Here is a 24,051-nt window from a genome sequence, read left to right on the forward strand (position 1 = left end):
TGAGGCTCAGAGGACTGACGTGATGTGGCACACGCCGGAGCGCTATCGTCAGCGCGTGTCGTCGCGCCGCGAGTTCCATGTCGTTCGCCCCGAGCTGCCGAGTCCGATCAAGGTCGCAGCGATCTGCTCGGTACTGCTCGCCGCCGGAGCCGGGATCATCGTCTGGGTCTCTCTCGACCCCCAGGGATCCCTGTGGCCGGCGTCGGCACAGCGCGTGATGGCATACGTCATCGCGGCCCTCCTCGTCGTCGTCGGCATCGCTGTACTTCTTCTTGACAGGAAGCGACGGCGACGTGTGCCGGACCAGGCGCCCGAGCTCGTGCTCGACGAGCAAGGATTCACTGCATGGGGCGGCCTCCGGGTCCGATGGCTCGATGTCGCCTCCTGGGAGGTGTTCCACCACAACACGACCTATGACGACGATGTCCCGGAAGGCCATCCCGACTACACCGGCCCGATGCAGATCGACGAGTTCCTCATCCTCGTCCACGTCGACCACCCCGAGGCGCTCCTGCGCCGGCTCGCCCCCGATGTCCGTGCCGCCTACGAGGACGACGCCTTCGGCGACGACGAACGTTTTCCTACACCGATCAGGATCGGGGCCGACGGCCTGGACGCTCCCACCGACGAGGTCATCGCCGAGTTCGAGCGCTACAGCAAGACACCGCCACGTTCCCGGTGACAGAGCGGTTGCCCCACATCGTGCTCAGCGCTGCACGCACGCTCACCGCGCTCTGAACGACTCCGCTTGGTCCCGTCGACAGGACGCGGCCCCAGGGTGTGACCTGGCTGACGATGACGGCGTCGACGGCAACCGAGAACATAGCCTGTCTCCGGACGACGCCGGCACAGCCCACGCCCGAAGGAGCACCACGATGTACGACGAGTGCCGAGGACCGGCATGATCGACCCGCTCGTCGCGACCTTCGCAATCCTGGCGCTGGCGGTGCTCGGCTTCGCGACCAACCGGATACCGCTCGTGATCGTGGCGATGTTCGTCCCGGTGGCGCTGTGGGCCACGGGCGTGCTGCCGCTGGACGAGGCGCTGAGCGGGTTCAGCGACCCGGTCGTCCTGTTCATCGCGACCCTGTTCGTGCTGAGTGAAGCGTTGGCGACGACCGGGATCACCGCGTGGATCGGGATGCAGCTCGAACGGTGCTCGACGCTCGGGCGTACCGGCCTGCTCGCGACGATGGTCGGCGGGACGGCGCTGCTCGCCGCCGTCATCAGCATCAACGGGGCGGTCGCCGCTCTGCTGCCGGTCGCCGTCGTCGCCGCCGCGGGGGCCGGCGTCGTGCCCTCGAAGATGCTGATCCCCGTGGCGTTCGCAGCGAGCGCCGGGTCGATGCTGACGCTGACCGGCACCCCGGTGAACGTCATCGTCTCGGAGCTCGCCGCCGAGTCGGGCGGCCGGGAGTTCGGGTACTTCGAGTTCGCGCTGGTGGGACTCCCGCTCGTCCTTGTCACCATGCTCCTCGTGGTCACCCTCGGCGACCGCCTCCTGCCGGAGCGCGCTCCGGAGCGACTGGTCGACGTCGCAGGCGACCCCCACGAACGGGTGCGCTCGTGGCAGGAGAGCTACGCCGCGGAGCTCGACGCGGGCCGGCTCTTCACGGACTCCGCCGGGGTGGTGGAGGTGCTCATCGCGCCGCGCTCGACCCTGATCGGCCGCCGGGTCAGCCCGGGGATGACCACGCGGGACGAGAACCTCGTCGTCGTCGCGCTGCGCCGGGCGACCGACACGCCGAGCGGTTCGTCGTCGTCGGCCCCGCTGCCGCTGCAGGCCGGTGACTCCGTGCTGGTGCGCGGACCGTGGGACGCGCTGCACCGGTACACGCAGTCGCCGGACGTCATCGCCGTGGAGGCTTCGCAGAGCCTGCAGCGCAGCGTGCCGCTCGGGGCCGGCTGGAAGCGGTGCCTCGGGGTGCTGGTCGCGGCGATCGCGCTGCTGGCGACGGGCGCCGTGCCACCGGTGGTCGTCGGGCTGCTGGCGGCGGGGGCGCTCGTGCTGCTGCGGGTGATCACCGTGCCCCAGGGGCTGCGTGCGGTGTCCTGGGACACAGTGATCCTCATCGCGGCGCTGATCCCGTTGTCGGCGGCGTTCGTGTCGTCCGGTGCGGCGGACATGCTGGCCGAGCTGCTGATGCGGTTCACCGGGAGTGCGTCGCCGCACCTCGCGCTGCTGGCGCTGTGCGCGCTCACGCTGGTGCTGGGGCAGTTCATCTCGAACGTGGCGACGGTGCTGGTCATGGCGCCGGTCGCGGTGTCCTTCGCCCAGACGCTGGACGTGAGCGTGCAGCCGTTCATGACGGCCCTCGCGGTGGTGGGGGCCGCCGCGTTCCTGACGCCGATCGCGACGCCTGTGAACCTGATGGTGCTGCAGCCCGGGGGTTACCGGTTCGGGGACTACTGGCGGCTCGGGTTGCCGCTCGCGCTGCTCTTTCTCGTGGCGGCGGTGTGGTACGTGCCGGTGGTGTGGCCGTTCTGAGCGGCCGCTGCCGGGCCCTCGCTACTCAACGCCACTCCGCCGCCCCATGCCATGTCGTCGGTTGGACTCGCCGTGCGTGCATCCGGACTCGGGCCCCGCAGCGTCCACCACTCTCTTGAGCTCGTCCGCACCGTTGGTACCGGTGGGCGATCCCTGTTGACCACTCCCCCAACAGGTCAGCAGTAGGCCCGCTCTCCCGGTGGCTCCTGCTCACGGCGCCAGAACGTCGGACGCCACCAGTACAGGTCGGTCGAGTCGTTCGGCCACGGACTGGCCTTGACACCCCGAGGCTCGAACGAGTCGATGGCCAGGTCGATCGGTCGCCACACCGCCTCGACCGGCTCGTCGTCGGCCGGCTGGTGCACCAGGCTGGTGAACCGGGACTCCATCGCGCCCAGTTCGACGTACGTCTGCTGCGCCTCGATCAGCGACGGACGGTTCGCCCCGCCTGCCCAGTCGGGCCAGCGCAGCTGGACGGCGTCGTCCTCCCAAAAGCAGATTCCGCAGATGTCGTACGAGCCGGGTGGTTCGTCGAACACCAGATGCCCGCAGCACGGGCACGGGAACCGGACACTCATCGGTACTCCGCGACGACAACGATCGTCCCGACGATGTTCGCGTTGAGCTCGTCCATCAGAACCGTGATCGAGTCACTCTCGACGGCACCGCTCATGGATCTCGGTGACGAGCGCCCGTTCTCGCGCATTCGCGTCACCGTCTACCGCCGCCACCCGACTGGCAGCAGACGCAATGTCGCTCAGATCGCCCGGCTCGGCATCGACACGCTTCCACACCTCCTCGGGGTCGACATCCACGAGACGGGCGAGCCGGTCGTCAACGACGTCGTGCTGCTCCCGCACGAGCCGAACCAGGTGCCGCATCAGGAGGGCTTCGCCGTCGGAGATCTTGCCATCGGCCCGGACCACGAGCCACGCGACCCACAGCATCAACTCTGGGTGCTCGGTCCGCTCGGTCAGTGCCTCGGCGACCTCGATCACCCGCGCCTCGTTCCGAAAAGTCGCCTGCGCGTGCCGGCCCGCGACCAGGGTGGTGTATCTGTTCAGGAGCGCTGCGAGCGGGACGCCGACCAGCGGGATGCCGATCTTGATGACGTTTCGCTGGAGCAGGTACTTTCCGACGACTGGCAGCCCCCTCGCGGCGTGAAGCACAGGTCCTGAGAAGAACTTCTTGACCAGGGGGCGGACCACAGCGGGCACCGCTTTGAGGGCGGTACCGCTGACCGCTTCACCCCCCTTGATCGTGAAGGCCACGCGGATCAGCTTCCACATGTCCTCGGGATCAGGCAGGTCGAGCGGGACGCGGTACAGAACAGCGATGTCGTAGGCCAGACGAAGCTGGAGCTGCGAGAGATAGACGACGTCGACCATGACGGTCGCGAAAGCGGCCGGTACGGTCAACGGTGAAGCCCCTCCAGCGCTTCCGATGGTTGCGGCGACCGCTCCCGTGTATGCGCTGGCGGAGAGCCCGCCCTCGATGGCCGCGTAGCGGGCGGCCATCTTGATCCGCTGATCCACGATGGCGTCAGCAGGGACGCCCTCGTACTTCTCCTGGAAGTACCGCCAGTCGACCTTCTCGGTGTACGTGCTCAGGGCATGCCGGAGCAGTCGGACGAACCATCCGCCCGACTTGATCTCGGTGAGGCTGAGCCCGGACACGAACTCTCGGAGCTCGTCGCGCTCCTGCTCGACAGCGGCCCGGGCCGCCGCTTCGTCGGCTCCCGGATCGTCTCCGAGGCCGTCCGGGACGGCGTCGTCCTGGCCTGCGTCGTCATCTCCGCCTGGCCGGGAGACGAACCCTTTGATCTTGTCTGCTGTGTCGGTCAGGGCTCTTCCGCCCTCGTCCCCAACGCTCGCCACCAGGCCCCTCACCTTGCCGACCGTTCGAGCAAGTGGCGTTGCCGCCGCTGAAACTCTTCCGCCGTTCTCGGTTCCCACGTGGCTACTTCTCCTGTCTCTGCCCCGCACCGAGCTCTTCGGTCGGGTCAGCGAGAGAACGATCCTGACAGACGGCCCAAGTCGTGCGGAACCTGTCGAAAGGGTGAGCCAATGGACGCCACTTCGTCGTGGCCCGCAGACCACAAGAGACCCGGTAGGTTGCGCGTCGTGAACCCTGACGGAGCCCGCGATCAGCTGGCCGAGGCAATCTGCCTGTTCCGCGACGAGAGCCGCCCCGCGACCCGTGAGGCGCTCGTCGACGCAGCAGTTCAGGCGCTGGTCGCCGGCCTTGATTCTCCGGCGCTGGCGGAACTCGCCGGACGGTACCCGGATGACCCGTGGTCAGTCCTCGATCAGACGGTCGACGCCGTCGTGCACGAGCTCGAACTGGCAGTGCCCACGGTCGAGCAGGCGCACCTGGTGCTGTTGCGACGTCGGCTCGAGGCGCTGCTCGACGGGAAGCTCACTGCGCGCGAGCTGACGGCTTGGGCTCATGCGGAGTTCGGTCATGAGGGCATCGACGCTGCTCAGCCGTTCGTCACGGCCCACGAGGAATACGACACCGAATATAGCCATCGTTCCACCGGTGAAATCGACGCGTGGGTTCGGAATCAGGCCCGGGCCGCTGTCGGGCCTTTGGGTACAGGGCTAGGTGCGGTACCGGACATGGAGTCTTCCGAAACGTTCCCGCTGGCGGTCATACGAGGTGACGACGTCGAAGAGGCATGGCTACTGACCATGGTCGAGCATGATGACGGCTACATGCTGCGCCTGGAAGATCCGGGCGGATCGATCTGGGACGTGGCAGACGTCGACGCCTGGCTAGCCCTGAGAGCGCTGCGCGGGATCCTGGACCCGCTCGGTCTACGACTGTGCTGCCAGGGGGCCCGGGTCGACGCCCGCGTCTCGGGGATGAGTGGCTCGATGTCAGGTGGGCGGCTCGCTTACATCCTGCGTTCCTGGCGTGCGCCACGAAGCCGGGACCTCGTCGACATCTTTGACCCCGCACCCTCGCGAAAGATCGGGACAGTCTCCGAACAGGACCTGCACTTCGAACGCTGGCTCGCTCGGACCTGGATGCGGATCTTGTAGCACACATTTTCGCCACCACGCCACGCACGAATGGTCTAGCTTGCCCTTTCACGATGCCCCGGCACCGGGGCATGCCGCCATCTGCTGCACGCGTTGAGAAAGTCCGTCGACGCGCAGCGGCCGTCGTCGTCCATCAGGCAGCTCCACAGCGCGGCACTGAACAGGGCGACCAACTCGGCGCGGTGTCCCGGAACGTACTCGTCGGCCCAGCCAGCCAGCAAGTCGAGGAAGCCTCGCAGATCGCCCTCGACATCGACCATCCGTTCACGCATCTCTGCTTCGGACGTGTCGATCTGCCCCGCCTCGGGACGTTCGTCGTCGACATGCAGCCGGAGAACGCCGTCGCCGATGCGCTCGGCGGAGGGGCTCGGGTCGTGTCCGTGGAAGCCCCAGACGCGCCCACCAGCGAGGAAGTCGTGGACGCACGACAGGATGTCGAGGTCCGCGCAGCATCCCGGCAGGACTACCACTCCGGTCCGACTGTCGGTGATGCGCAACCCACCGTCCACGGAGGGAACGTCATTCTCTGGGTGCCGGGTTGCGAGGGCCAGGCTCACGTACTCCTCGGGTGTGCGAGCCTTCGTGGCTGACTGGAAGTACAAGCTCGACAGGAATGCCTCCACCGTGGCCCCGACCTCGGCCTCGAGCATCTCTCCGGAGGCACGAAGGTACGGACCGCCGGCGGATACCTGCGTCGGCCACAGGTCGAAGTCGGCAGACGCGTGGACCTCGAAGACCACTTCCACGGTCAGCGGCATCGATCCCGCCGTCACCGCATCCCTTCTTCCGTCAGGGTGGCCCGCACGGTGACCGGACGTACGAACGCCTTGTCGCGAGGCGACAGGTCACCGACGGGAGCGGCTGCGCGCAGGATGACGTCGAGCGCAGCGTCGACGTCGGACAGGTAGATCCCTGACGCCCATGCCGCGTTGGCTTCGATCACCACGAGCCGGTCGTCGAGCATCCCGACATCCACGACGATCGCCGACGGCAACGTCTCAACCACCTCGCCGATCAGCGCGGCCGCAGCGGGGATGAGCTCGGCAGGCAAGGGCCCGAGATGCAAGCGGCCGTGGACTGCGTACTGGCTGGAGGCGTGCATCATCCCGTCCAAAACGTGGAGCCGGAATTCCGCGGCAAAGGAGACGATCTCGGCCACCAGGACGAGCGTGTCCGGGTCGACGGCATCGACACCGGGTAGGCGGGTACCGTCGGTGTAGACCATGGCCCGCAACGTCTTGTCGTTCGGAGCTTTGACGAACGCCGGGTAACGCAGGGCCCAGGCGTCTCGGATCGGCATCGCGGTGATGGTTCGTCCGACGACGTCGTACGGCAGGTCCGCGAGCCAGGCCGGCGGTGCTTCGAGGCACGCTATGCCAGAAGCCGGTGCGACCACGTCGGCGAACGTCGGGCCGGCATGGAGGTGGTCAGCTGCCAGGGCTTCGGGGAGGTGGACCGCCGCAGGTTGCACCGTCGTCAGGCCACGCGCGTCGGCGGTCGCGCGGACAGCCTCCGCGGACGCCGTCAGGCGAGAAGGAAACAGCATGGTCCGAGACACCCGCCGAGGATGTCACATCGCGAGGTCTGGGCACCCGTTCTTTCAGCGCCGAAGCGCGCAGGACCGCTCGCAGAAATCTGGCCACCTCGGTCTGTTGGGCTGCTGGACCCGTCAGCGAGCCTGGCGTATCAGGCCCGTGCCGGTGCTGACGGCGCCACAGAAAGCACTCGCACGACGTCGCTGATCCCCTCCGCCTCCGCGTCTGCGTGCTCCCAGTGGGGATAACGCGTCGACGCGTCCTCGAGGATTGCCCGCTGCAACGTGACTGCCTGCCATCCGATGCGACGCACCGCGGACGTTACATGCCCTCGGATCTTGAACTGCCCGACGGCGACGCCAACCGCCGTCTGCGCCGTCGACTGAACGAAATGGTCATCGGCACCGGCGGCACAGGCCCAAGCACGAGCCGCGTCAGAGTCTGCAGACCAAAGGTGGGCTGATGGCGGATACCCGTATCCGGCAAGCGTGTCGATCAGGAACTGCGGCACGCCGTCATCCTGGCCACCTGTTGTGTGCCACTCCTCAAGCGCGCCCAGGATGTCGCTGCCGTTGTCATTGCCGAACGGCGCAAACTCGTCAGCCCCGTCGTAGAACGACTCAGGCGCGACCGCAACGAACGCCGGATGACTGTTTTCTCGCGTACGCCCTCCGACGTACACGCCGTGCACTCGCCACCATGCTCCGCTCCGCACGGCGCCGAGCGTAACAGCGGGGGGACGTCAGGCCGGGTCCGGAACGAGCCCAAGTGATGCGTTGGGGTGCTACGCCCCCGTGTCGATCACGACCACGATCGCTGTTGGCGTCCCGGCGGCGTCGAGTTCCAGCTGCACGGGAAACTCACCGTCACCGACTGACGTCATCGCCATCATGATGTCGGCGCCGCCGACCGAGATCGTGCCCGCCTCATGCTCGTCCGCGCGGACCTTGGCCATCACCTGCCAGTGGTGCGAATGCGGCCGGAAGTCGAAGTTGAACATCACCTGCCTGCTCGATCGCCGGCGCGACTCCAGATCGCGCGCGCGGTCCAGCGCGTCCTGGAACGGCAGGTCCACCCAGCCGTAGCCGACGTCGCCCGGGTCAGTCAGGCGCGGGGCGTCGAGCTCGACTGCGAGCTGCGCCTCGTCCCGACCCCAGAACACGACGTCGACCAGGCCATCTATCGAGTCCTCGTGCACCCACGAGCTGAGTGCGTCGGCGTCGCCGATCACGAGGCGGGCATGATCGACGCGCAGGTCGCCGAGCTCCCGGGTCTGGGCGGTCGATGCAGTGCTGAGCACGATGCGGATCTGTGTCCAGCCCCAGTCACCGGCGGTCGCGGTCACGCGAAACGCGCTGCTGGTGGAGATACCGCCGACGGAGATCACCGGCACACCGAAGTTCAGGAAGCTGTGGTCACCGCTGGTGATCGCGTGCCGAACCCGTTCACGATGCGGGACCTGGTACGGCATGGTCTGTAGGCCGGCATCGAGCCCCGCCTTCTTGCTGTGCTTGGCGAACGCGTCGGTGATCTCCTCGACGCCGTGGGCCGGGACGTCATAGAGCCTGGTCCCGGGCTGCCGGCCGAACGAACGTGCCGCGGCGCTCGCATCGGGTCCGACGATCTCCATGTCCGCGGCGGGACCCGGCCGCGCCGGGACGTCCTCGGGACGACGGTCACCCGACCACAGGCTGAGGTAGCCGCCATCGGTCAGCACGAGCTGGCCCGAAGGGCAGGTGATCTTGCCGAGTTCAACGACGTCAGCCATGTGCCGGGAGTCTAGGGCTCATCGCGGTGTCCCCAGGCTTCCAGGTGCGAGCCACTCGACGTCCCAGCCGTCCTCCGTCATGCCAAGCTCGAATTCACTCACGTCGGCGAACCACCAGTCGCCGATCGTGGTCAGAGAGCCGGGTTGCCCCTCGCAGATGATCGCGATGATCGAGCCGCTCTCGTCCGCCTCGGCAACGACGAACTTGCCCCGGTACGGGCCGGCCGTAAAGCGGGCGTCTCGCCGACTCGTCGAACTCGTTGCGTGGATCGACATGTTCCTACTGCTTCGCACTCTGCGTGGGGGCGTCTTGACCGACCGCGCGGTCACGGAACGCCTGGAAGTCGGCCCATCGCTGCCGCCGTCCTCGATGAAATCACCGGACGAGCAGTCGAACGCACGACATCCGAGCACGCGCGCGGTCTCGCGGATCACCTGGACGGCGTCGTCCCCGCCACCGCGCACGTGCAACATGATGGACTCGACCGGGTCCTTACGACCGATGTTGAACTCGATTACGCAGCCCGGGCGCACGAGGTCGCCCCACGTCGGGTCGCTCAGGTTCAGGTCCGCGAACGTGACCTGCAGCCGGTCGAGGATCTCCGCGACCGACCCGAGTGGCGCCGGGTCGTAGTCGTGCGGGATCTCCTCGATCGTGACCCCGGATGGTGCGTTGAACAGGCTGATGTCCCAGCTCATCGTGCAGTTCCTTGTCGATCTCTCACAAACGACTCGCACCGTAGCGGCACCCACTGACATTCAGACCTCTCGCTCGCCTCGTCAGAGCACGTCTCCGGACGCTCGCGACACACCTACGTGGCAGACCGAACGGCTCGAAAGGAGACCCCATGCCGCACCACGACATCACTCCCACGCGCGACGCTCGCCTCGTCACCCTGGCCGACGCCGCCGAGCACTTCCACGTATCGGTCAAGACGCTGCGCCGCCGTATCGCCGACGGCACGATCACCGGCTACCGCCTGGGCCGCCTGATCCGGGTCGACCTCAACGAACTGACGCAGCGCCTCGTCGTCACAATCCCATCGGCCCGTTCGGTGTGAATCCGCACCGAAAGATGCTTGGCCGCTGAGGCTCGCCCTTGCCGCCCTGGTGCCAATGGAACGAGTTGGACAAGCTCTTCGGACACCCTGAGGATTGCGTGGTGCAGATCAAGGTGTGGTACTCCGACTGGCAACTGCAGTGCTGTGGTGCGCCCTTCGCTGTGGGAGATGACATCGAGTGGGGGATCTCCCATGGCGGTCACGATGAGGTCCTGGAGGACATCTTCGACGAGACAGTGGCAGCCCAGTGCTTCGGCAGCGAAGAGCACCACAGCGATGTCGCCGAGACGATCCAGGGAACAGTGATTGCGATAGCAGTTGTGCGTGCACAGCTCAAGCAATCGGTGAACGATCCTCGGACGTACTTCGCCGCGCCAGGGACCGGAACTGCCGATCCGGCGCAGCGAGCCCACGGCCGTGAAGGCAACCGTGGCGATCACCACCTCTTCGGGTACCTGGTGGACATCGATGTCGCGAGCAAGGGCGCTTAGCACCCTCGCTCGTGCCATCGGGCCTGATCAGTGCCCAGTCATGTCAGCCGACGTCATGACCCCCGCTCTTGATGCGTGCTTCCTCCAGCCGGATCTCCTCCCCCGCCGTCACACTCATCCGCGCAGCGAGCTCGATGTCTCGGGCCATCGTCGCCTTCTGGTACCGCAGCACCACGGTCACATCGGAGTGCCCGCCAAGTCGCATGAGCTCGGCGAGCGTGGCACCCTCCTGGGCGATTCGGGTCAGCCCTGTGTGCCGCAGGTCGTGGAACCGATAGCCGTCAGGCAACCCCGCGACGACACCCCGAGCACCCGCCCAGATGCCGTTCCATCGCGACGCCGACAGGTACTGGCTACCCCGCGCACCACCGGCGCCGTCCGCCCCCGCCCCACGTGCTGGTCGAGGTGCTCCCGCAGCCGCTCGATCATGAGCGGAGGCACGGCCATGGACCGGCGGCCGCTGTCCGACTTGGGATCGGTGAGCTTGCCCGTACTCCCGTTCTTCTGCCGCCGCACGTACAGAGTCGCCGCGGTCCGGTCGCTGTTCCAGACGATGTCGTGTCGCTGCAGCCCCAGTACCTCCCCACGTCGCAGCTGGCACCACGCCGCGAACAGCACGGCGATCCGCCAGGGCTGAGGTACAGCCTCGTAGAGCGCATCGACCTGAGTCGGCGTGGCGACGTCGTCCTCCGGCGTGTGGGAGTCGTCGTGCCGCACGGACTTGCGGGTCGGTGTCGGCACGTCCGGCATCTTCCCAAGCAGCCCGTCACGCACCGCCGCCCGGAGGATCATCTTCAGCACGTCGACAGCGTCGCCCGCGATGCCATTGTGCTTGGCGTCCTCCTTGAGCACCGAGGGCATGGCGACGAGCTCGATCACGAGAGTGCGCACCCGCTCCGTGTCGATCTCCCGGACCTTCATGTCCCCGAGCGGGGCCATGAGGTAGTTGCGCACCCGCCCTCGGTACGCGAGCACGGTGCCCGGCCGGCGGAGCTTGCCGCCCTTGCCTGGCTCCGTCGCGATGCGCTCCAGCCACCGCTCGGCGTACTCGCGGAACGTCACGTCCCGCGCGGCTGCAGCCTCGGCGGCGGCCCGACGCCGTCGGACGGCCTCTGCGGGCGGGAGCCACTCCCCTCGGCTGATCGCCGCGTGCACCCCGTTGAGCCACTCGCGAGCGTCGCCCTTGGCGAGGAACGTCAGCGGCTTGTCGTCCTCGGTCCGCGCCGAGTAGGTCTTGTCGTCCGGCCCCGTGTAGCGGGCCTGCCACCGCTTCGAGGGCAGCCTCCGCAGGCTCCCCCACGCCTCGCGACGCTGCCTGGCCGTCGTATCGTTCCTGGTCATTCCCATCGGTCAACCTCCTGGTTCGTGTCCGTCGTCGTGCCATCCCCGTGCCATAAGTGGCGGCAATTTCGGACCGTTCACGTCCATAGGTGTCCACGACACCCCAGGACGCAAAGAGGCCCGAATCCGCGGAGTTCCGCGGATCCGGGCCTCTGACCAGGCCGACCGCCCAAAGGCGGCCGAGCGACCAACTAGAAGTTGATCATGTGCCCCGCAAGCCCATGAATCGACTCCTGCACCGACTCCGACAGCGTCGGGTGCGTGTGCACGTTCCGCGCCACCTCGTCCGCCGTCAGGTCCCACTTCTGCGCCAGCGTGAGCTCCGGCAGCAGCTCGGAAACATCCGGCCCGATCAGGTGCCCGCCGAGCAGCTCGTTGTACTTGGCGTCGGCCACGAGCTTGACGAAGCCGGTGGTGTCGCCCAGGCCGTGCGCCTTGCCGTTGGCCATGGTCGGGAACGAGGCGACCTTGACGTCGTAACCCTCGTCGCGGGCCTGCTGCTCGGTGAGGCCGAACGAGGCCACCTGCGGCGAGCAGAACGTCGCGCGCGGCATCATGCGGTAGTCGCCCAGCGTCTGGGTCTCGGCCCCGGCGATGGTCTCGGCGGCCACGACGCCCTGCGCCTCCGCGACGTGCGCCAGCATGAGCTTGGCGGTGACGTCACCGATGGCGTAGATGTGCGGCACGTTGGTGCGCATGTAGTCGTCGATGTCGATGGCACCGCGGTCGGTGAGCTGCACGCCCGTGTTCTCCAGGCCGAACCCGCTGACGTTGGGCGCGAAGCCGACGGCCATGAGCACCTTGTCGACCACGAGCTCGCCCGGCTTGTCGTCCTTGACGCCCTTGTACGAGACGGTCACCGACGAGCCGTTGTCCTTGACGGTCTGCACGGCGGTCGAGGTCAGGATGTTCACGCCGAGCTTCTTGTACTGCTTGGCGATCTCCTTGGAGACGTCCGCGTCCTCGTTCGGCAGCGCACGGTCGAGGAACTCGATGATCGTGACGTCCACGCCGTAGTTCTTCAGCACGTAGCCGAACTCCATGCCGATGGCGCCGGCGCCGACGATGGCGATCGACTTGGGCAGGTCGCGCGTGAGGATCTGCTTCTCGTAGGTGACCACGTTGTCCGAGAGCTCGACGCCGGGCAGCAGGCGCACCTGCGAACCGGTCGCGATGATCACGTTGTCGAAGGTCACGGTCTCGCTGCCGCCCTTGTTGAGGGCCACCTCGATGGTGTTGGCGTCGCGGAAGGTGCCGCGGCCGTCGTACTCGGTGATCTTGTTCTTCTTCATCAGGAAGTGGACGCCCTTGACGCGGCCGTCCGCGACGGTTCGCGAGCGGTCCCAGGCCTTCCCGAAGTCGAACGAGACGTCCCCGGCCATGCCGAAGAAGTCCTTCTGGTGGGTGAAGATGTGGGCCAGCTCGGCGTTGCGGAGCAGAGCCTTGGAGGGGATGCAGCCCACGTTGAGGCAGACACCACCCCAGTACTTCTCCTCGATGATCGCGACGGACTTGCCGAGCTGGGCAGCGCGGATGGCGGCAACGTAGCCGCCGGGGCCCGCGCCGAGGAGAACGACGTCGTAGTGGGAAGCCATGGGTCAAGGGTATTAGGGCGCGCCAATCGTGGTGACGTGACGTCGGTCTCGTTGTCCGGACGTGCCCCGACCTGCGTCAGCGCACGCTGTCGACGCCCTTGTTCGCCAGGGCGTCGGCCCGCTCGTTGCCCGGGTCTCCGGCGTGGCCCTTGACCCAGACCCAGCTCACCTGGTGCTCGGCCACCTCGGCGTCGAGCGCCTGCCAGAGGTCCACGTTCTTGACGGGCTGCTTGCTGGCCGTCTTCCAGCCGTTGCGCTTCCAGCCCGCGATCCAGGTCTTCATCCCGTTCATCACGTACGACGAGTCGACGTGGATGATCACGGTGCTCGGCCGCGTGAGCGCACGCAGGGCCTCGACCACGGCGGTGAGCTCCATGCGGTTGTTGGTGGTGACCTTCTCGCCGCCGAACAGCTCCTTCTCGTGCTCGCCGAAGCGCAGCAGCGCGCCCCAGCCGCCCAGGCCGGGGTTGCCCTTGCACGCGCCGTCGGTCCACATCTCGACGGTGCCCCGCAAGGGGGTCGTGCTCTCGCTCACGCTGGTGCCGTTCTTCTCGGCGGTGCTGGTCACGGCCTCACCCTAACCGTGTCAGTGGTGCCGCGTAGCGTGGTGGCAGACGTCGGAGGACCAGCCCCAGGCCAACGGAGGAACAGCATGAAGTTCGGGTTCATCAGCAGCTTCGGCACGATCGACCAGCACGTCGCGCTCGCCCGCGAGACCGAGGAGCACGGCTGGGACGGCTTCTTCACCTGGGACGCGATCAGCATGGACGGCGAGTGGGCCATGCCGGTCTACGACCCGTTCGCGGTGCTGGCCGCCGCGGCGACGGTGACGGAGCGCATCAGCCTCGGCGCCATGGTCTTCGCGGTCCCCCGGCACCGGCCGTGGGAGCTCGCGCAGCGCGCCCTCACGGTGGACCGTCTGTCGGGCGGCCGCCTCGTGCTGCCGGTCGGCGTGGGCGTGCCCGACGACCGCGGCTTCACCTCGGTCCCCGGGCAGAGCACGGACCTGAAGAACCGCGCGGCCCTGCTGGACGAGACGCTGGAGTGGCTCGAACGCTCCTGGTCCGGGGAGGACTTCGAGTTCGACGGCGCCCATCTCACCACCGGCCCGTTCCGGTTCCCGGAACGACCCGTCAACGGCCGCATCCCGGTGTGGCCGGTCGGCGTCTGGGACGCGGAGCGGCCGCCCGCCCGAAACCTGCGGCGCACGCTGAGCTGGGACGGCATCGTCCCGCAGCTGCGCGGCAGCGCGGACGACCTGACGGTGGACGACATCGCCGGCCTGGTCGCCTGGCTCACCGAGCACCGGTCCGAGGTGGAGCGGCACGGCGGTACCGACCGGCCCTTCGAGGTGATCCTGCAGGGCAAGCTGTCGGCCGACCGCGAGGAGGCAGCCAAGCAGGCCCGTGCCATGGCCGACGCCGGGGTCACGTGGTGGATCGACTCCTGGTGGGACCCCCAGAGCGACACCCCGGAGGGGCTGCTGGAGAAGGTGCGCCAGGGACCGCCGAGCCTCTGAGGTCGACAACGGCAGGGCAGCTCGCAGAACAAGCAGCCCGTAGAACAAACAGGTCGAGCCTGCCCGGACCCAAAGGCCCCGACAGGCTCGACCAGCAGCAGACGCTCGGCTCCGGGCGACAGCAGCCGCCCCGCCGTCAGACCGGCCGCGCCGCCTCGATCTCCACCGACGGCAGGTGCCGCGCCGGCAGCGTCTTGGGCCGCCACGCCGCACGGGTCTGCTCGAACGCGGTGATGTCGGCCTCGTTCTGCAGGGTGAGGCCGATGTCGTCGAGCCCCTCCATGAGCCGCCAGCGCGTGTAGTCGTCGATCTGGAACGGCACCGTGACGTCGTCGGCCGTGGCGGTCTTGGCCTCCAGGTCGACGGTCACCTCCGTGCCCGGCTTGGTCTCCAGGATCTTCCAGAGGATCTCGATGTCCTCGGGCGAGACGATGCCCGTGACCAGGCCCTGCTTGCCCGAGTTGCCGCGGAAGATGTCGGCGAACCGCGAGGACAGCACGACGCGGAAGCCGTAGTCCTTGAGCGCCCAGACGGCGTGCTCACGCGAGGAGCCGGTGCCGAAGTCGGGGCCGGCCACGAGCACGGAGCCCGCGGAGTAGGCGTCCTGGTTGAGCACGAACGACGGGTCGCCGCGCCACGCGGCGAACAGCGCGTCCTCGAACCCGGTGCGCGTGACCCGCTTGAGGTACACGGCGGGGATGATCTGGTCGGTGTCCACGTTGCTGCGCCGCAGCGGGACGCCGACGCCGGTGTGGGTGGTGAACTTCTCCATGGTCAGCAGTCCTCTCAGCGCGCGACGGGCAGCGGCAGGTCGACGACGACGGTCTCGCCCAGCGGCGACGCCCCCACACCGTCGAGCGGCGTGCCGTCGAAGGTGGTGATGTCGACGTCCTCGGGCAGGTCCAGGTCGCCCACGCTGGACAGGGTGCCCCGGATCGCCGTGGCGGCGGCGACCAGCGGCGAGACCAGGTGTGTGCGCCCGCCCTTGCCCTGGCGGCCCTCGAAGTTGCGGTTCGACGTGGAGGCCGACCGCTCCCCCGGCGCGAGCTGGTCGGGGTTCATGCCCAGGCACATGGAGCACCCGGCGTTGCGCCACTCGGCGCCGAACTCCTTGAAGATCACGTCGAGGCCCTCGGCCTCGGCCTGCAGCCGCACGCGCGCCGACGACGGCACCACGAGCACCCGCACGTCGCTCGCCTTCTCGCGGCCCTTGACGACCTTGGCCACCGACCGCAGGTCCTCGATGCGGCCGTTGGTGCATGAGCCGATGAACACGGTGTCGACCTTGATGTCGCGCAGCGGAGTACCGGCGTCCAGGCCCATGTACTCCAGGGCCCGCTCGGCGGCGACGCGCTCGGACTCGTCCGAGATCTCGGCGGGCACCGGCACGGCCGCCGACAGCGGCAGGCCCTGGCCAGGGTTGGTGCCCCAGGTGACGAACGGCTCCAGGTCGGCCGCCTCCAGCACCACCTCGGCGTCGAACTGCGCGTCGTCGTCCGACCGCAGGGTCTTCCAGTACTCGACCGCCTCGTCCCAGTCCGCGCCCTCGGGCGCGTGCGGGCGGCCCTTGAGGTACTCGAAGGTGGTCTCGTCCGGCGCGATCATGCCGGCGCGGGCGCCGGCCTCGATCGACATGTTGCAGATGGTCATGCGGGCCTCCATGGACAGCGCCCGGATGGCCTCGCCGCGGTACTCGAGCACGTAGCCCTGCCCGCCGCCGGTGCCGATCTTGGCGATGATCGCCAGGATGATGTCCTTGGACGTGGTGCCCGCGGGCAGCGTGCCGTTGACGGTGATCGCCATGGTCTTGAACGGCGCCAGCGGCAGCGTCTGGGTCGCGAGCACGTGCTCCACCTCGGACGTGCCGATACCGAACGCGAGCGCGCCGAACGCGCCGTGCGTCGAGGTGTGCGAGTCGCCGCACACGACGGTCAGGCCCGGCATGGTCAGGCCGAGCTGCGGCCCCACCTGGTGCACGATGCCCTGGTCGGCGTCGCCGAGGCTGTGCAGGCGGACGCCGAACTCCTTGGCGTTGGCGCGCAGCGTCTCGATCTGCGTGCGGCTCGTCGCGTCGGCGATCGGCCGGTCGATGTCGAGCGTGGGGGTGTTGTGGTCCTCGGTGGCAATCGTGAGGTCGGGCCGCCGTACCTGACGCCCGGCGAGGCGGAGCCCCTCGAACGCCTGCGGGCTCGTGACCTCGTGCACCAGGTGCAGGTCGATGTAGAGAAGATCGGGCGAGCCGCCCTCGCCCCGGCGCACCAGGTGCGCTTCCCAGACCTTCTCTGCCAGCGTGCCGGCCATGGCGGTTCGCCTCCTCATCAGAAACAACTTCGGGCCTCGACTTGCAATCTCACGTTCCGAGACGGCAATATCGCGGTATGGACGATACTAGCGGAGTCGGCGTCTTGGACAAGGCGGCGTCCGTCCTCGGGGCACTCGAGGCCGGTCCGGCCACCCTGGCGCAGCTCGTCTCCTCCACCGGCCTGGCTCGCCCGACGGCGCACCGCCTGGCGGTGGCCCTGGAGCACCACCGTCTCGTGGCACGGGACATGCAGGGCCGTTTCGTACTGGGCCCGCGCCTCAACGAGCTGGCCACCGCAGCGGGTGAGGACCGCCTCCTGGCGGCCGCGAACCCGGTGCTCATCGCGCTGCGCGACCACACGGGCGAGAGCGCACAGCTCTACCGCCGGCAGGGCGACCACCGCGTGTGCGTCGCCGCCGCCGAGCGCCCGGTGGGTCTGCGCGACTCCATCCCCGTGGGGGCCACGCTCAGCATGAGCGCGGGCTCCGCGGCGCACGTCCTGCTCGCCTGGGAGGAGCCGGACCGGCTGCACCGCGGCCTGCGCGACGCCACCTTCACGGCGACCATCCTCTCCGGCGTCCGACGCCGTGGCTGGGCCCAGTCCGTCTCGGAACGTGAGCTGGGCGTGGCGTCGGTGTCGGCGCCCGTGCGGGGCCCGTCGGGCCGGGTCGTGGCCGCCGTCAGCGTGTCCGGACCCGTCGAGCGGCTCTCCCGCCAGCCCGGCCGGCTGCACTCGGCCGCCGTCGTCGCCGCGGCGAACAAGCTGACCGAGGTGCTGCACCGCTCCGGCGAGTGACGACGGCTCCCGACCGCTCGCGGTGCACACGGGGTGTGCGGTCCGTGAGCGGTCGGTGAGCGTTGGCCCGCCACGCCGAGGCTGGTGATTCCCCAGGTCCCGCCTGTGTCAGTAGTGTCACCCGGGACGTGTGCACACCGGGTGCGCACGCACCTACGTCGGAGGAATCTGATGCCGCCTAAGGTGAGACTCATCATCATCTGGGTCGTGGTGATCTTCTTGCTCTACTCGGTCATCAACGACCCCGAGCGCTCCGCCGACGTCGTGCTCGCCCTCTGGGACGTGATCTGGGGTGCCATCGCGAACATCGGCACCTTCTTCGAGGAGCTCTTCACCGGGTCGATCGGCCGGTGACCGCGTAGGGTCGGCGACGAGAATTCCGACCGCATCCTCCGGGGAGGCCGCCATGAGCACGACAGCGGACTTCGTCCCGAACCGTGCCCTGCGGCGGTACATCCTGGCGGACGAGCGCATCGTCGTCGCCACCCACCGGCACTGGGCCAAGCTCTGGGAACCCATCCTCACCACCGCCGGTGCGTTCGTCCTGGCCCTGGCGCTCCTGGTCGCCGTGGACCCGAACGTCCGCGACGACATGGGGTGGGTGTGGCTGCCGTTCCTCGTCCTGGGGGCGCGGCTGCTCTACAAGTGGCTGGACTGGCGGGCCGAGTGGTTCGTCATGACCGACCGCCGCCTGCTGCTGCTCGACGGGTTCCTGGTGCACCGGGTGGCGATGATGCCGTCCGAGAAGGTGACCGACCTCGGCTACGAGCGCACCCCGATGGGCCAGCTCCTGGGCTACGGCACCTTCATCTTCGAGACGGCGGGGCAGGACCAGGCCCTGGACCGGGTCACGTGGATCCCCCGGCCCGACTCGCGGTACCGCCTGATCATCGCGAACCTCTTTCACCCGGACGCCGCTGACGCCGAGGCCGCCGCCCAGGGCGGTCCCGCCGCGGCGGCACCGGCCGCACCGCCGGTGGAGGTACCGCCCACCACCCCGCCGCCCGCGCTCATGCCGCGGATCGGACGGCGCAGCAACCCGCCGACGCAGCGCATCGAGCTGCCGGTCGCCCGGATCGAGAGCGGCGTCGCGGACACGCCCGCGGACACCACTGCCGATGACGAGAACCTCCGGCCGACGGCGGGCGGGCTGCCGGGCATGACCGGCGCGCCGGCGTACGGGGCACCGGGCGGGGCGTCCGCCGGGGCGGCAGCGTCCGGCACCTTCGGGGGCACGACGCCGGGCGGCTCGGACCCCGCGCCCGGCACGCCCCGTGACGGCGCCCACCGCGACGCAAGCCACCGCGATGCAGGTCACCGTGATGCCGGCCACCACGACGGCGGCCATGTACCCGGCGGCCCCACCGCCGCCACGGACGACCCGGAGCTGCGCCCCAAGCCCTTCATCGAGGGCGGCGACCCCAAGATCCGCTGAGTCCCGCCCGGCCCGACGGGGCGAACGTAGGGTCGATCGCCCCATGAGGCACCAGAAGGCGACGAGCCCGACGTTCGCCCGCAGATGCCTGCCACGGTCGCCACATCGGGTGCGCGCAGGAGACGTCGCCACATCGGGTGCGCGCCGGAGACACCGCACCGGAGACACGAAGAAGGCCCGGTCCGCGTGAGACCGAGCCTTCTTGCTGTACCCCCAGCGGGATTTGAACCCGCGTTACCGCCGTGAGAGGGCGGCGTCCTAGGCCGCTAGACGATGGGGGCCTGAACTGATCCGCCGGCCGGAGCCGGAAGACCTGCGTACCCCCAGCGGGATTTGAACCCGCGTTACCGCCGTGAGAGGGCGGCGTCCTAGGCCGCTAGACGATGGGGGCCTGAACTGTTACTGCAACGTGCGCTGGGGTACCAGGACTCGAACCTAGACTAAGTGGACCAGAACCACTCGTGCTGCCAATTACACCATACCCCATGGGGGTAACGGCCCCGAGATGCACCTGTCTCCGACAGGCGTTCCGTGGACCCCTTACCGCTGGAGAACATTACCTGACCTCGGACGGTGCGCAAAACGCAATGGGCGTGCCGTCCGTCACCCGCGCGTGTCCCGGTCCGGTCCGGGCCCCGTCACCGCGGTCGAGCGGCCGCCGGACCGTAGCCGAGCGCCGCCGGGAGCTCGGCCAGCGTCCGGATGACCAGCACGCCCGCTGCCCGCAGAGCCTCCGGATCCTGCGGGTCCCGGCCGCCGTCGGAGGGCCCGCCGTATCCGGGACCACGCCGGTGTCCCGCCCGGTCCAGCCAGACGCCCGTCAGGCCGGCCTCGCGGGCCGCCAGGGCGTCCACGGTGGGCTCGTCGCCCACGTACGCGGTCCGCACCGGATCGGTCCCCAGCAGGCGGGCACCCTCGAGGAACACCCGGGGGTCGGGCTTGCCGAAGCCCAGCGTGTCGACGCCCACCAGGACCGGCAGGTCGGCCAGGCCCGCGAGCTTCAGCTTGCGCTCCCGCAGCTCGGTGGCGGCATTGGTCACGACGCCGACGCGCAGGCCCGCCGCGACGGCGTCGTCGACCGCAGCACGGGCGTCGTCGTGCGCCGTCCACGACCGCTCGAAGGTGCCCCAGAACAGGGCGTCCCAGGCCTCGAACGTCGCGGCCGTCACGGACGGGCCGCCGAACGTCTCGTGCAGCCGCACCGCGCGGTACCGGCGCTGCGTGTCGTGGTCCAGCTCGCCGCGCGTGTAGCGGGCGTAGTAGCCGCCCGGGTCGGTGCGCCAGTGCGCCAGGATCTCCGGGTCGCGCTCGGGCAGCACGTGCGGCAGGTACTCGGCCCGGATCGCCTCCAGGGCCACCGCGAAGGCGCCCTTGGTGTCGACGAGGGTGTCGTCGACGTCGAACAGGATCCCGTCCGTGGTCATGCCGTGCCTCCGTTCACCGGACCGGCGGCCGGCCCCGCGGTCGTGACTGCTGCCGGGGTGGGTACCGGACCCGCCACGGGCCGTGGCGCCGGGTCGACGACCACCACGGCGGGATCCCGGCGTCGCGCCCACCACAGCACCACCGCCGTGGTGACGAGCGTGACGCAGATGCTGACCGCGCCCTCGGCCGGAGCCACCTCGGTGATCAGGAGCGACTCCGCGAAGCCGTCGTAGGCGATGGCCAGCCCGAAGGCCAGCAGGTTGTTCGCCACGTGCAGGGCGACCGCGAGCTCCAGCCCGCCCGTGCGCCAGACGACCAGGCTCGCGACCAGGCCGAACACGAGCCGGTCCGCGAAGAGCCAGGGGCTCTGCGCACCGTGCGCCAGCGCGAACAGCACCGCGGTCACCACGGCGGGCACGACGACGGCGAGCCACCGCCACCGCAGCAGGCTGCCGAGCCACTGCGACGCCCAGCCGCGGAAGAAGTACTCCTCCCCCGCGGCCTGCAGCGGTGTGGTCAGCAGGATCACCAGGCTGAGCGCCAGCCAGCCCGACGCCGGCGTCAGGGGCCACAGGCCGTCGTCGGACCCCGGGGAGGCGTCGCCGGCCAGACCGAGCTGCGACACGAGGACGCTGCCCGCCAGCGTGAGCGGCACCAGGAGCAGCAACGACACCCCCAGGCCGCCGAGCAGCAGGCGCCAGCGCACCCGGCCCAGCACCGACGACACCAGGCCCGCGCGCCCGGACTGCGCCCAGGTCGCCACCAGGGCGACCGGGATGCCGAGCGCGAGCCCGAGGTTGGTCACCAGCATGCCCGCCGGCGAGACGAGAAAGGCGTCCGACGCCGGGTCCGGCAGCTGCGCGCCCACCGCCTGGGCGAGCACGAACCCGAGCGTGGCCAGGAGCACCATCCCGAAGACCACCACCCCGGAGCCCGCGACCGCGAGCAGCCCGAGCAACGGACGCCACCACCGGTACCACGGTCCCCGCAGGGCCTGCGGGTACTCGCGCGGTCCCGTGGCCGCGACGGGCGGCTCCCAGACCGACGGCGTCGGCGCAGGTGGTTCGGGTGAGGGCGGCGCGGCGTCAGGTCTCATGGCGTCGGTCACGTCTCACACGCTACAACGTGGGTGAACTGGGGGTTCGCGGGGACATCGGACCGGCCCGGGCAGGCGCGTCGCGTGCCCGGGCCGTGGCGTCACTCGGCGGTGGCGGGCACCTCGGCGTCGGACGGCGTCGCCGCCTGAGCGAGGCGGGCCAGCGCCGCGTCGATCCGCACGAGCGTGCGCTCGCGACCCAGCACCTCCAGCGACTCGAACAGGGGCAGACCGATCCGGCGACCGGTCACGGCGACCCGGACCGGGGCCTGCGCCTTGCCCAGCTTCATGCCGTGCGCCTCGCCGACCGTGGTCACGGTGTCCTTGAGCGCCTCGGCCTCCCAGGCGACGTCGGCGAGGGCGGCGCGGACGTCCGTGAGGAGCCCGGCGGCGCCCGTCTTCATGGCCTTGTTCCAGGAGTCCTCGTCGATGATCGGGGCGTCCAGGAACAGGAAGTCCACGTTGTTCGTGATCTCGGACAGCAGTGCGACCCGGGAGTGGGCGAGCGGCGCGACGGCGTCGAACACCTTCTGGTCGAACTGCTCCGGGGCCCACGGGGCGGCCGGGGCCTGGAGCCACGGCGCGCAGGCGGCGGCGAAGTCCTCGACGCTCAGGGCGCGGATGTACTCGCCGTTGAAGGCGGTGAGCTTCTTGACGTCGAAGAACGCCGAGGAGGAGTTGATGTCCTCGACGCGGAACCGGCGCACCAGCTCGTCGAACGGCAGGATCTCCTCGTCGTTGCCCGGCGCCCAGCCGAGCAGCATCAGGTAGTTGACCATCGCGTCGGGCAGGATGCCCTCGGCCAGGTAGTCCTCCAGCGCCACCTTGTCGCGGCGCTTGGAGAGCTTCTGCCGCTTCTCGTTGACGATCACCGGCATGTGCGCCCACTGCGGCGGTGTGTGGCCCAGCGCCTCCCACAGCAGCTGCTGCTTCGGGGTGTTGGGCAGGTGTTCCTCGGCGCGCATGACGAGCGTGATGTTCTCGTCGATGTCGTCCACCACGTTGGCCAGCAGGAACACCGGGGAGCCGTTGCCGCGAGCGATGACGAAGTCCTCGAGGTTGGCGTTCGGGAACGTCGGGTTGCCGCGGATCAGGTCGACGACCTGGGTCTCGCCCTCGTCGGGCGTGCGGAACCGCAGCGCCCGACCCGCGGCGTACTCCAGGCCGCGGTCGCGGCAGAACCCGTCGTAGCCGGTCTGCTGGTTGCCCGTGCGCGCGATCAGGGCATCCCGCGTGCAGTCGCAGTAGTACGCCTTGCCCTCGGTGAACAGCCGCTGGGCAGCATCCTTCTGGATGCCCGCGTTCTCGGACTGGTAGTACGGGCCCTCGAACGCCGGGTCGTCCTTGCGGATCCCCAGCGCCTCCATGGCCGACAGGATGCCGTCCACCCACTCGGGCTGGTTGCGCGAGGCGTCGGTGTCCTCGATGCGCAGCACGAAGGTGCCGCCCTGCTGCTTCGCCACGGCCCAGTTGAACAGGGCGGAGCGCGCACCACCGACGTGGAACATGCCGGTCGGGGACGGCGCGAAGCGGACACGGGTCGAAGAGCTGCCAGGAGCGGGAGATGTCACGCCCCAAGCCTAGGCCCACCACCGGCCCTGAGCCGCGGCCACGGTCACCCCGCCTCGTTCCGTGCGGCGACCACCCGGTCCCGTCGGCCCAGAACCAGCAGCCCGACGGCATAGCCCAGCCAGGCCGGTACCGACGCGACGGCGGAGCCTGTCACGTACAGGAGGTTCCATCCCTCGTCGTCAGGGGGCAGCGACGCCGCGACGAGGGCATAGGCAACCGTCGCGGTGACGACGGCCAGAACGCAGGCCGCGCCCAGCACGGCCCAGGCGTTGCGCACGCGCAGCAACCGGAGCAGGCCCGCCGCGGCGAGGATCAGCACGAGTACCCCGGCGGTCACCGCGAGCGCCGTCAGGAGGGCGATCCCTACCGTGGCGAGCGAGAGGTTGCCGGCCGTCATGAGCGGCAGCAGCACTGCTGCGGTGATCGCGAAGGCCGCGGGTGTCAGGACCAGGAACCGCCGGATCGTCTCCATGCGTCCATGGTGCGCGCGGGAGGCCCGAACCGGCCACGAATGTGCTCGCCGGGGCGCCCGCCACCCGCGTCGCCTACTTCGGTGCCAGCACCGAAGGCTTCACCGGAC

The 24,051-nt window shown here is 69.4% G+C and carries 26 protein-coding genes and 3 tRNA genes; 9 read left to right on the plus strand and 20 right to left on the minus strand.

What is annotated here, in order from left to right; all coding sequences use genetic code 11:
- The first annotated feature begins 22 nt into the window (after positions 1 to 22).
- A complete protein-coding gene (locus ACIBBF_RS06140; protein ID WP_397411553.1) occupies positions 23 to 682 on the plus strand; it encodes a hypothetical protein in 660 nt (219 codons plus the stop codon).
- A gap of 219 nt (positions 683 to 901) precedes the next feature.
- The gene (locus tag ACIBBF_RS06145; protein ID WP_397411555.1) at positions 902 to 2,488 is read left to right on the plus strand and encodes an SLC13 family permease; all 1,587 of its coding nucleotides are present in this window, start codon (positions 902 to 904) and stop codon (positions 2,486 to 2,488) included.
- Positions 2,489 to 2,664: 176 nt separating this feature from the next.
- On the opposite strand, the gene ACIBBF_RS06150 is transcribed toward ACIBBF_RS06145, so the two are convergent.
- Together ACIBBF_RS06150 and ACIBBF_RS06155 are read right to left on the minus strand one after the other, a co-directional pair.
- The gene (locus ACIBBF_RS06150; RefSeq protein ID WP_397411557.1) at positions 2,665 to 3,066 is read right to left on the minus strand and encodes a CPCC family cysteine-rich protein; all 402 of its coding nucleotides are present in this window, start codon (positions 3,064 to 3,066) and stop codon (positions 2,665 to 2,667) included.
- Between the two features lie 72 nt (positions 3,067 to 3,138).
- Entirely contained in the window at positions 3,139 to 4,443 is a 1,305-nt protein-coding gene (locus ACIBBF_RS06155; RefSeq protein WP_397411559.1) for a hypothetical protein, read from the minus strand.
- Between the two features lie 168 nt (positions 4,444 to 4,611).
- Here ACIBBF_RS06155 and ACIBBF_RS06160 point away from each other — a divergent pair, with 168 nt between their 5' ends.
- The gene (locus ACIBBF_RS06160; protein WP_397411561.1) at positions 4,612 to 5,535 is read left to right on the plus strand and encodes a hypothetical protein; all 924 of its coding nucleotides are present in this window, start codon (positions 4,612 to 4,614) and stop codon (positions 5,533 to 5,535) included.
- A gap of 35 nt (positions 5,536 to 5,570) precedes the next feature.
- On the opposite strand, the gene ACIBBF_RS06165 is transcribed toward ACIBBF_RS06160, so the two are convergent.
- The 5 genes from ACIBBF_RS06165 to ACIBBF_RS06185 all read right to left on the minus strand — a co-directional run bounded on the left by ACIBBF_RS06165 (position 5,571) and on the right by ACIBBF_RS06185 (position 9,537).
- Positions 5,571 to 6,308 (minus strand): hypothetical protein, encoded by a 738-nt coding sequence (locus tag ACIBBF_RS06165; RefSeq protein ID WP_397411563.1) that lies wholly within the window; start codon positions 6,306 to 6,308, stop codon positions 5,571 to 5,573.
- Complete coding sequence (locus tag ACIBBF_RS06170; RefSeq protein WP_397411564.1) at positions 6,305 to 7,093, minus strand: ATP-grasp domain-containing protein; 789 nt, start codon at positions 7,091 to 7,093, stop codon at positions 6,305 to 6,307. The genes ACIBBF_RS06165 and ACIBBF_RS06170 overlap by 4 nt, the downstream gene beginning before the upstream one ends.
- 128 nt (positions 7,094 to 7,221) lie before the next feature.
- A complete protein-coding gene (locus tag ACIBBF_RS06175; RefSeq protein ID WP_397411566.1) occupies positions 7,222 to 7,761 on the minus strand; it encodes a hypothetical protein in 540 nt (179 codons plus the stop codon).
- A 93-nt stretch (positions 7,762 to 7,854) separates the two neighbouring features.
- Complete coding sequence (locus ACIBBF_RS06180) at positions 7,855 to 8,838, minus strand: hypothetical protein (RefSeq protein ID WP_397411567.1); 984 nt, start codon at positions 8,836 to 8,838, stop codon at positions 7,855 to 7,857.
- A gap of 18 nt (positions 8,839 to 8,856) precedes the next feature.
- Complete coding sequence (locus ACIBBF_RS06185; RefSeq protein ID WP_397411569.1) at positions 8,857 to 9,537, minus strand: hypothetical protein; 681 nt, start codon at positions 9,535 to 9,537, stop codon at positions 8,857 to 8,859.
- Between the two features lie 149 nt (positions 9,538 to 9,686).
- Between ACIBBF_RS06185 and ACIBBF_RS06190 the strand changes: the two genes are divergently transcribed.
- Both ACIBBF_RS06190 and ACIBBF_RS06195 read left to right on the plus strand, forming a co-directional pair.
- A complete protein-coding gene (locus ACIBBF_RS06190) occupies positions 9,687 to 9,899 on the plus strand; it encodes a helix-turn-helix domain-containing protein (RefSeq protein WP_397411570.1) in 213 nt (70 codons plus the stop codon).
- A gap of 101 nt (positions 9,900 to 10,000) precedes the next feature.
- Complete coding sequence (locus ACIBBF_RS06195; RefSeq protein WP_397411572.1) at positions 10,001 to 10,390, plus strand: DUF6578 domain-containing protein; 390 nt, start codon at positions 10,001 to 10,003, stop codon at positions 10,388 to 10,390.
- A 43-nt stretch (positions 10,391 to 10,433) separates the two neighbouring features.
- Here the strand turns inward: ACIBBF_RS06195 and ACIBBF_RS06200 are convergent, their stop codons facing one another.
- From ACIBBF_RS06200 to rnhA, 4 genes are all read right to left on the minus strand, one after another.
- Positions 10,434 to 10,679, minus strand: a complete 246-nt coding sequence (locus ACIBBF_RS06200) for a tyrosine-type recombinase/integrase (RefSeq protein WP_397411574.1) — start codon at positions 10,677 to 10,679, stop codon at positions 10,434 to 10,436.
- Positions 10,634 to 11,731 carry a tyrosine-type recombinase/integrase gene (locus ACIBBF_RS06205; protein ID WP_397411576.1) on the minus strand — a complete coding sequence of 366 codons (1,098 nt, stop codon included), beginning with the start codon at positions 11,729 to 11,731 and terminating at the stop codon, positions 10,634 to 10,636. The genes ACIBBF_RS06200 and ACIBBF_RS06205 overlap by 46 nt, the downstream gene beginning before the upstream one ends.
- A gap of 191 nt (positions 11,732 to 11,922) precedes the next feature.
- A complete protein-coding gene (gene lpdA, locus ACIBBF_RS06210) occupies positions 11,923 to 13,326 on the minus strand; it encodes a dihydrolipoyl dehydrogenase (RefSeq protein WP_397411578.1) in 1,404 nt (467 codons plus the stop codon).
- 76 nt (positions 13,327 to 13,402) lie between these two features.
- Positions 13,403 to 13,840 (minus strand): ribonuclease HI, encoded by a 438-nt coding sequence (rnhA, locus tag ACIBBF_RS06215; RefSeq protein ID WP_397411770.1) that lies wholly within the window; start codon positions 13,838 to 13,840, stop codon positions 13,403 to 13,405.
- Between the two features lie 138 nt (positions 13,841 to 13,978).
- On the opposite strand from rnhA, the gene ACIBBF_RS06220 reads away from it, so the two are divergent.
- Entirely contained in the window at positions 13,979 to 14,845 is an 867-nt protein-coding gene (locus ACIBBF_RS06220) for an LLM class flavin-dependent oxidoreductase (protein ID WP_397411580.1), read from the plus strand.
- Positions 14,846 to 14,981: 136 nt separating this feature from the next.
- Here the strand turns inward: ACIBBF_RS06220 and leuD are convergent, their stop codons facing one another.
- Positions 14,982 to 15,617, minus strand: coding sequence for a 3-isopropylmalate dehydratase small subunit (gene leuD, locus ACIBBF_RS06225; protein WP_397411582.1), 636 nt, complete (start codon positions 15,615 to 15,617; stop codon positions 14,982 to 14,984).
- Positions 15,618 to 15,631: 14 nt separating this feature from the next.
- Positions 15,632 to 17,146 carry a 3-isopropylmalate dehydratase large subunit gene (gene leuC / locus ACIBBF_RS06230; protein ID WP_397411772.1) on the minus strand — a complete coding sequence of 505 codons (1,515 nt, stop codon included), beginning with the start codon at positions 17,144 to 17,146 and terminating at the stop codon, positions 15,632 to 15,634.
- Between the two features lie 77 nt (positions 17,147 to 17,223).
- Here leuC and ACIBBF_RS06235 point away from each other — a divergent pair, with 77 nt between their 5' ends.
- The 3 genes from ACIBBF_RS06235 (at position 17,224) to ACIBBF_RS06245 (ending at position 19,378) form a co-directional block, all read left to right on the plus strand.
- Positions 17,224 to 17,943, plus strand: coding sequence for an IclR family transcriptional regulator (locus ACIBBF_RS06235; RefSeq protein WP_026365378.1), 720 nt, complete (start codon positions 17,224 to 17,226; stop codon positions 17,941 to 17,943).
- A 207-nt stretch (positions 17,944 to 18,150) separates the two neighbouring features.
- Positions 18,151 to 18,297: a hypothetical protein gene (locus tag ACIBBF_RS06240; protein WP_229785626.1), complete on the plus strand. Its 147-nt coding sequence runs from the start codon at positions 18,151 to 18,153 to the stop codon at positions 18,295 to 18,297.
- Between the two features lie 52 nt (positions 18,298 to 18,349).
- Positions 18,350 to 19,378, plus strand: a complete 1,029-nt coding sequence (locus ACIBBF_RS06245; RefSeq protein WP_397411585.1) for a PH domain-containing protein — start codon at positions 18,350 to 18,352, stop codon at positions 19,376 to 19,378.
- Between the two features lie 208 nt (positions 19,379 to 19,586).
- On the opposite strand, the gene ACIBBF_RS06250 is transcribed toward ACIBBF_RS06245, so the two are convergent.
- From ACIBBF_RS06250 to ACIBBF_RS06280, 7 genes are all read right to left on the minus strand, one after another.
- Positions 19,587 to 19,659: transfer RNA gene (locus ACIBBF_RS06250), tRNA-Glu, on the minus strand.
- A gap of 37 nt (positions 19,660 to 19,696) precedes the next feature.
- Positions 19,697 to 19,769, minus strand: a tRNA-Glu gene (locus tag ACIBBF_RS06255).
- Positions 19,770 to 19,792: 23 nt separating this feature from the next.
- A tRNA-Gln gene (locus ACIBBF_RS06260) sits at positions 19,793 to 19,864 on the minus strand.
- A 152-nt stretch (positions 19,865 to 20,016) separates the two neighbouring features.
- Complete coding sequence (locus tag ACIBBF_RS06265) at positions 20,017 to 20,802, minus strand: HAD family hydrolase (protein WP_397411588.1); 786 nt, start codon at positions 20,800 to 20,802, stop codon at positions 20,017 to 20,019.
- Complete coding sequence (locus tag ACIBBF_RS06270) at positions 20,799 to 21,911, minus strand: lysostaphin resistance A-like protein (protein ID WP_397411590.1); 1,113 nt, start codon at positions 21,909 to 21,911, stop codon at positions 20,799 to 20,801. Before ACIBBF_RS06270 ends, ACIBBF_RS06265 begins: the two co-directional genes overlap by 4 nt.
- A gap of 89 nt (positions 21,912 to 22,000) precedes the next feature.
- A complete protein-coding gene (gene gltX, locus ACIBBF_RS06275) occupies positions 22,001 to 23,470 on the minus strand; it encodes a glutamate--tRNA ligase (protein ID WP_397411593.1) in 1,470 nt (489 codons plus the stop codon).
- A gap of 44 nt (positions 23,471 to 23,514) precedes the next feature.
- Complete coding sequence (locus ACIBBF_RS06280) at positions 23,515 to 23,943, minus strand: hypothetical protein (protein WP_397411595.1); 429 nt, start codon at positions 23,941 to 23,943, stop codon at positions 23,515 to 23,517.
- Between the last annotated feature and the right edge of the window lie 108 nt (positions 23,944 to 24,051).

This window comes from Promicromonospora sp. NPDC050880 (assembly GCF_044456525.1).
Classification (GTDB): domain Bacteria; phylum Actinomycetota; class Actinomycetes; order Actinomycetales; family Cellulomonadaceae; genus Promicromonospora.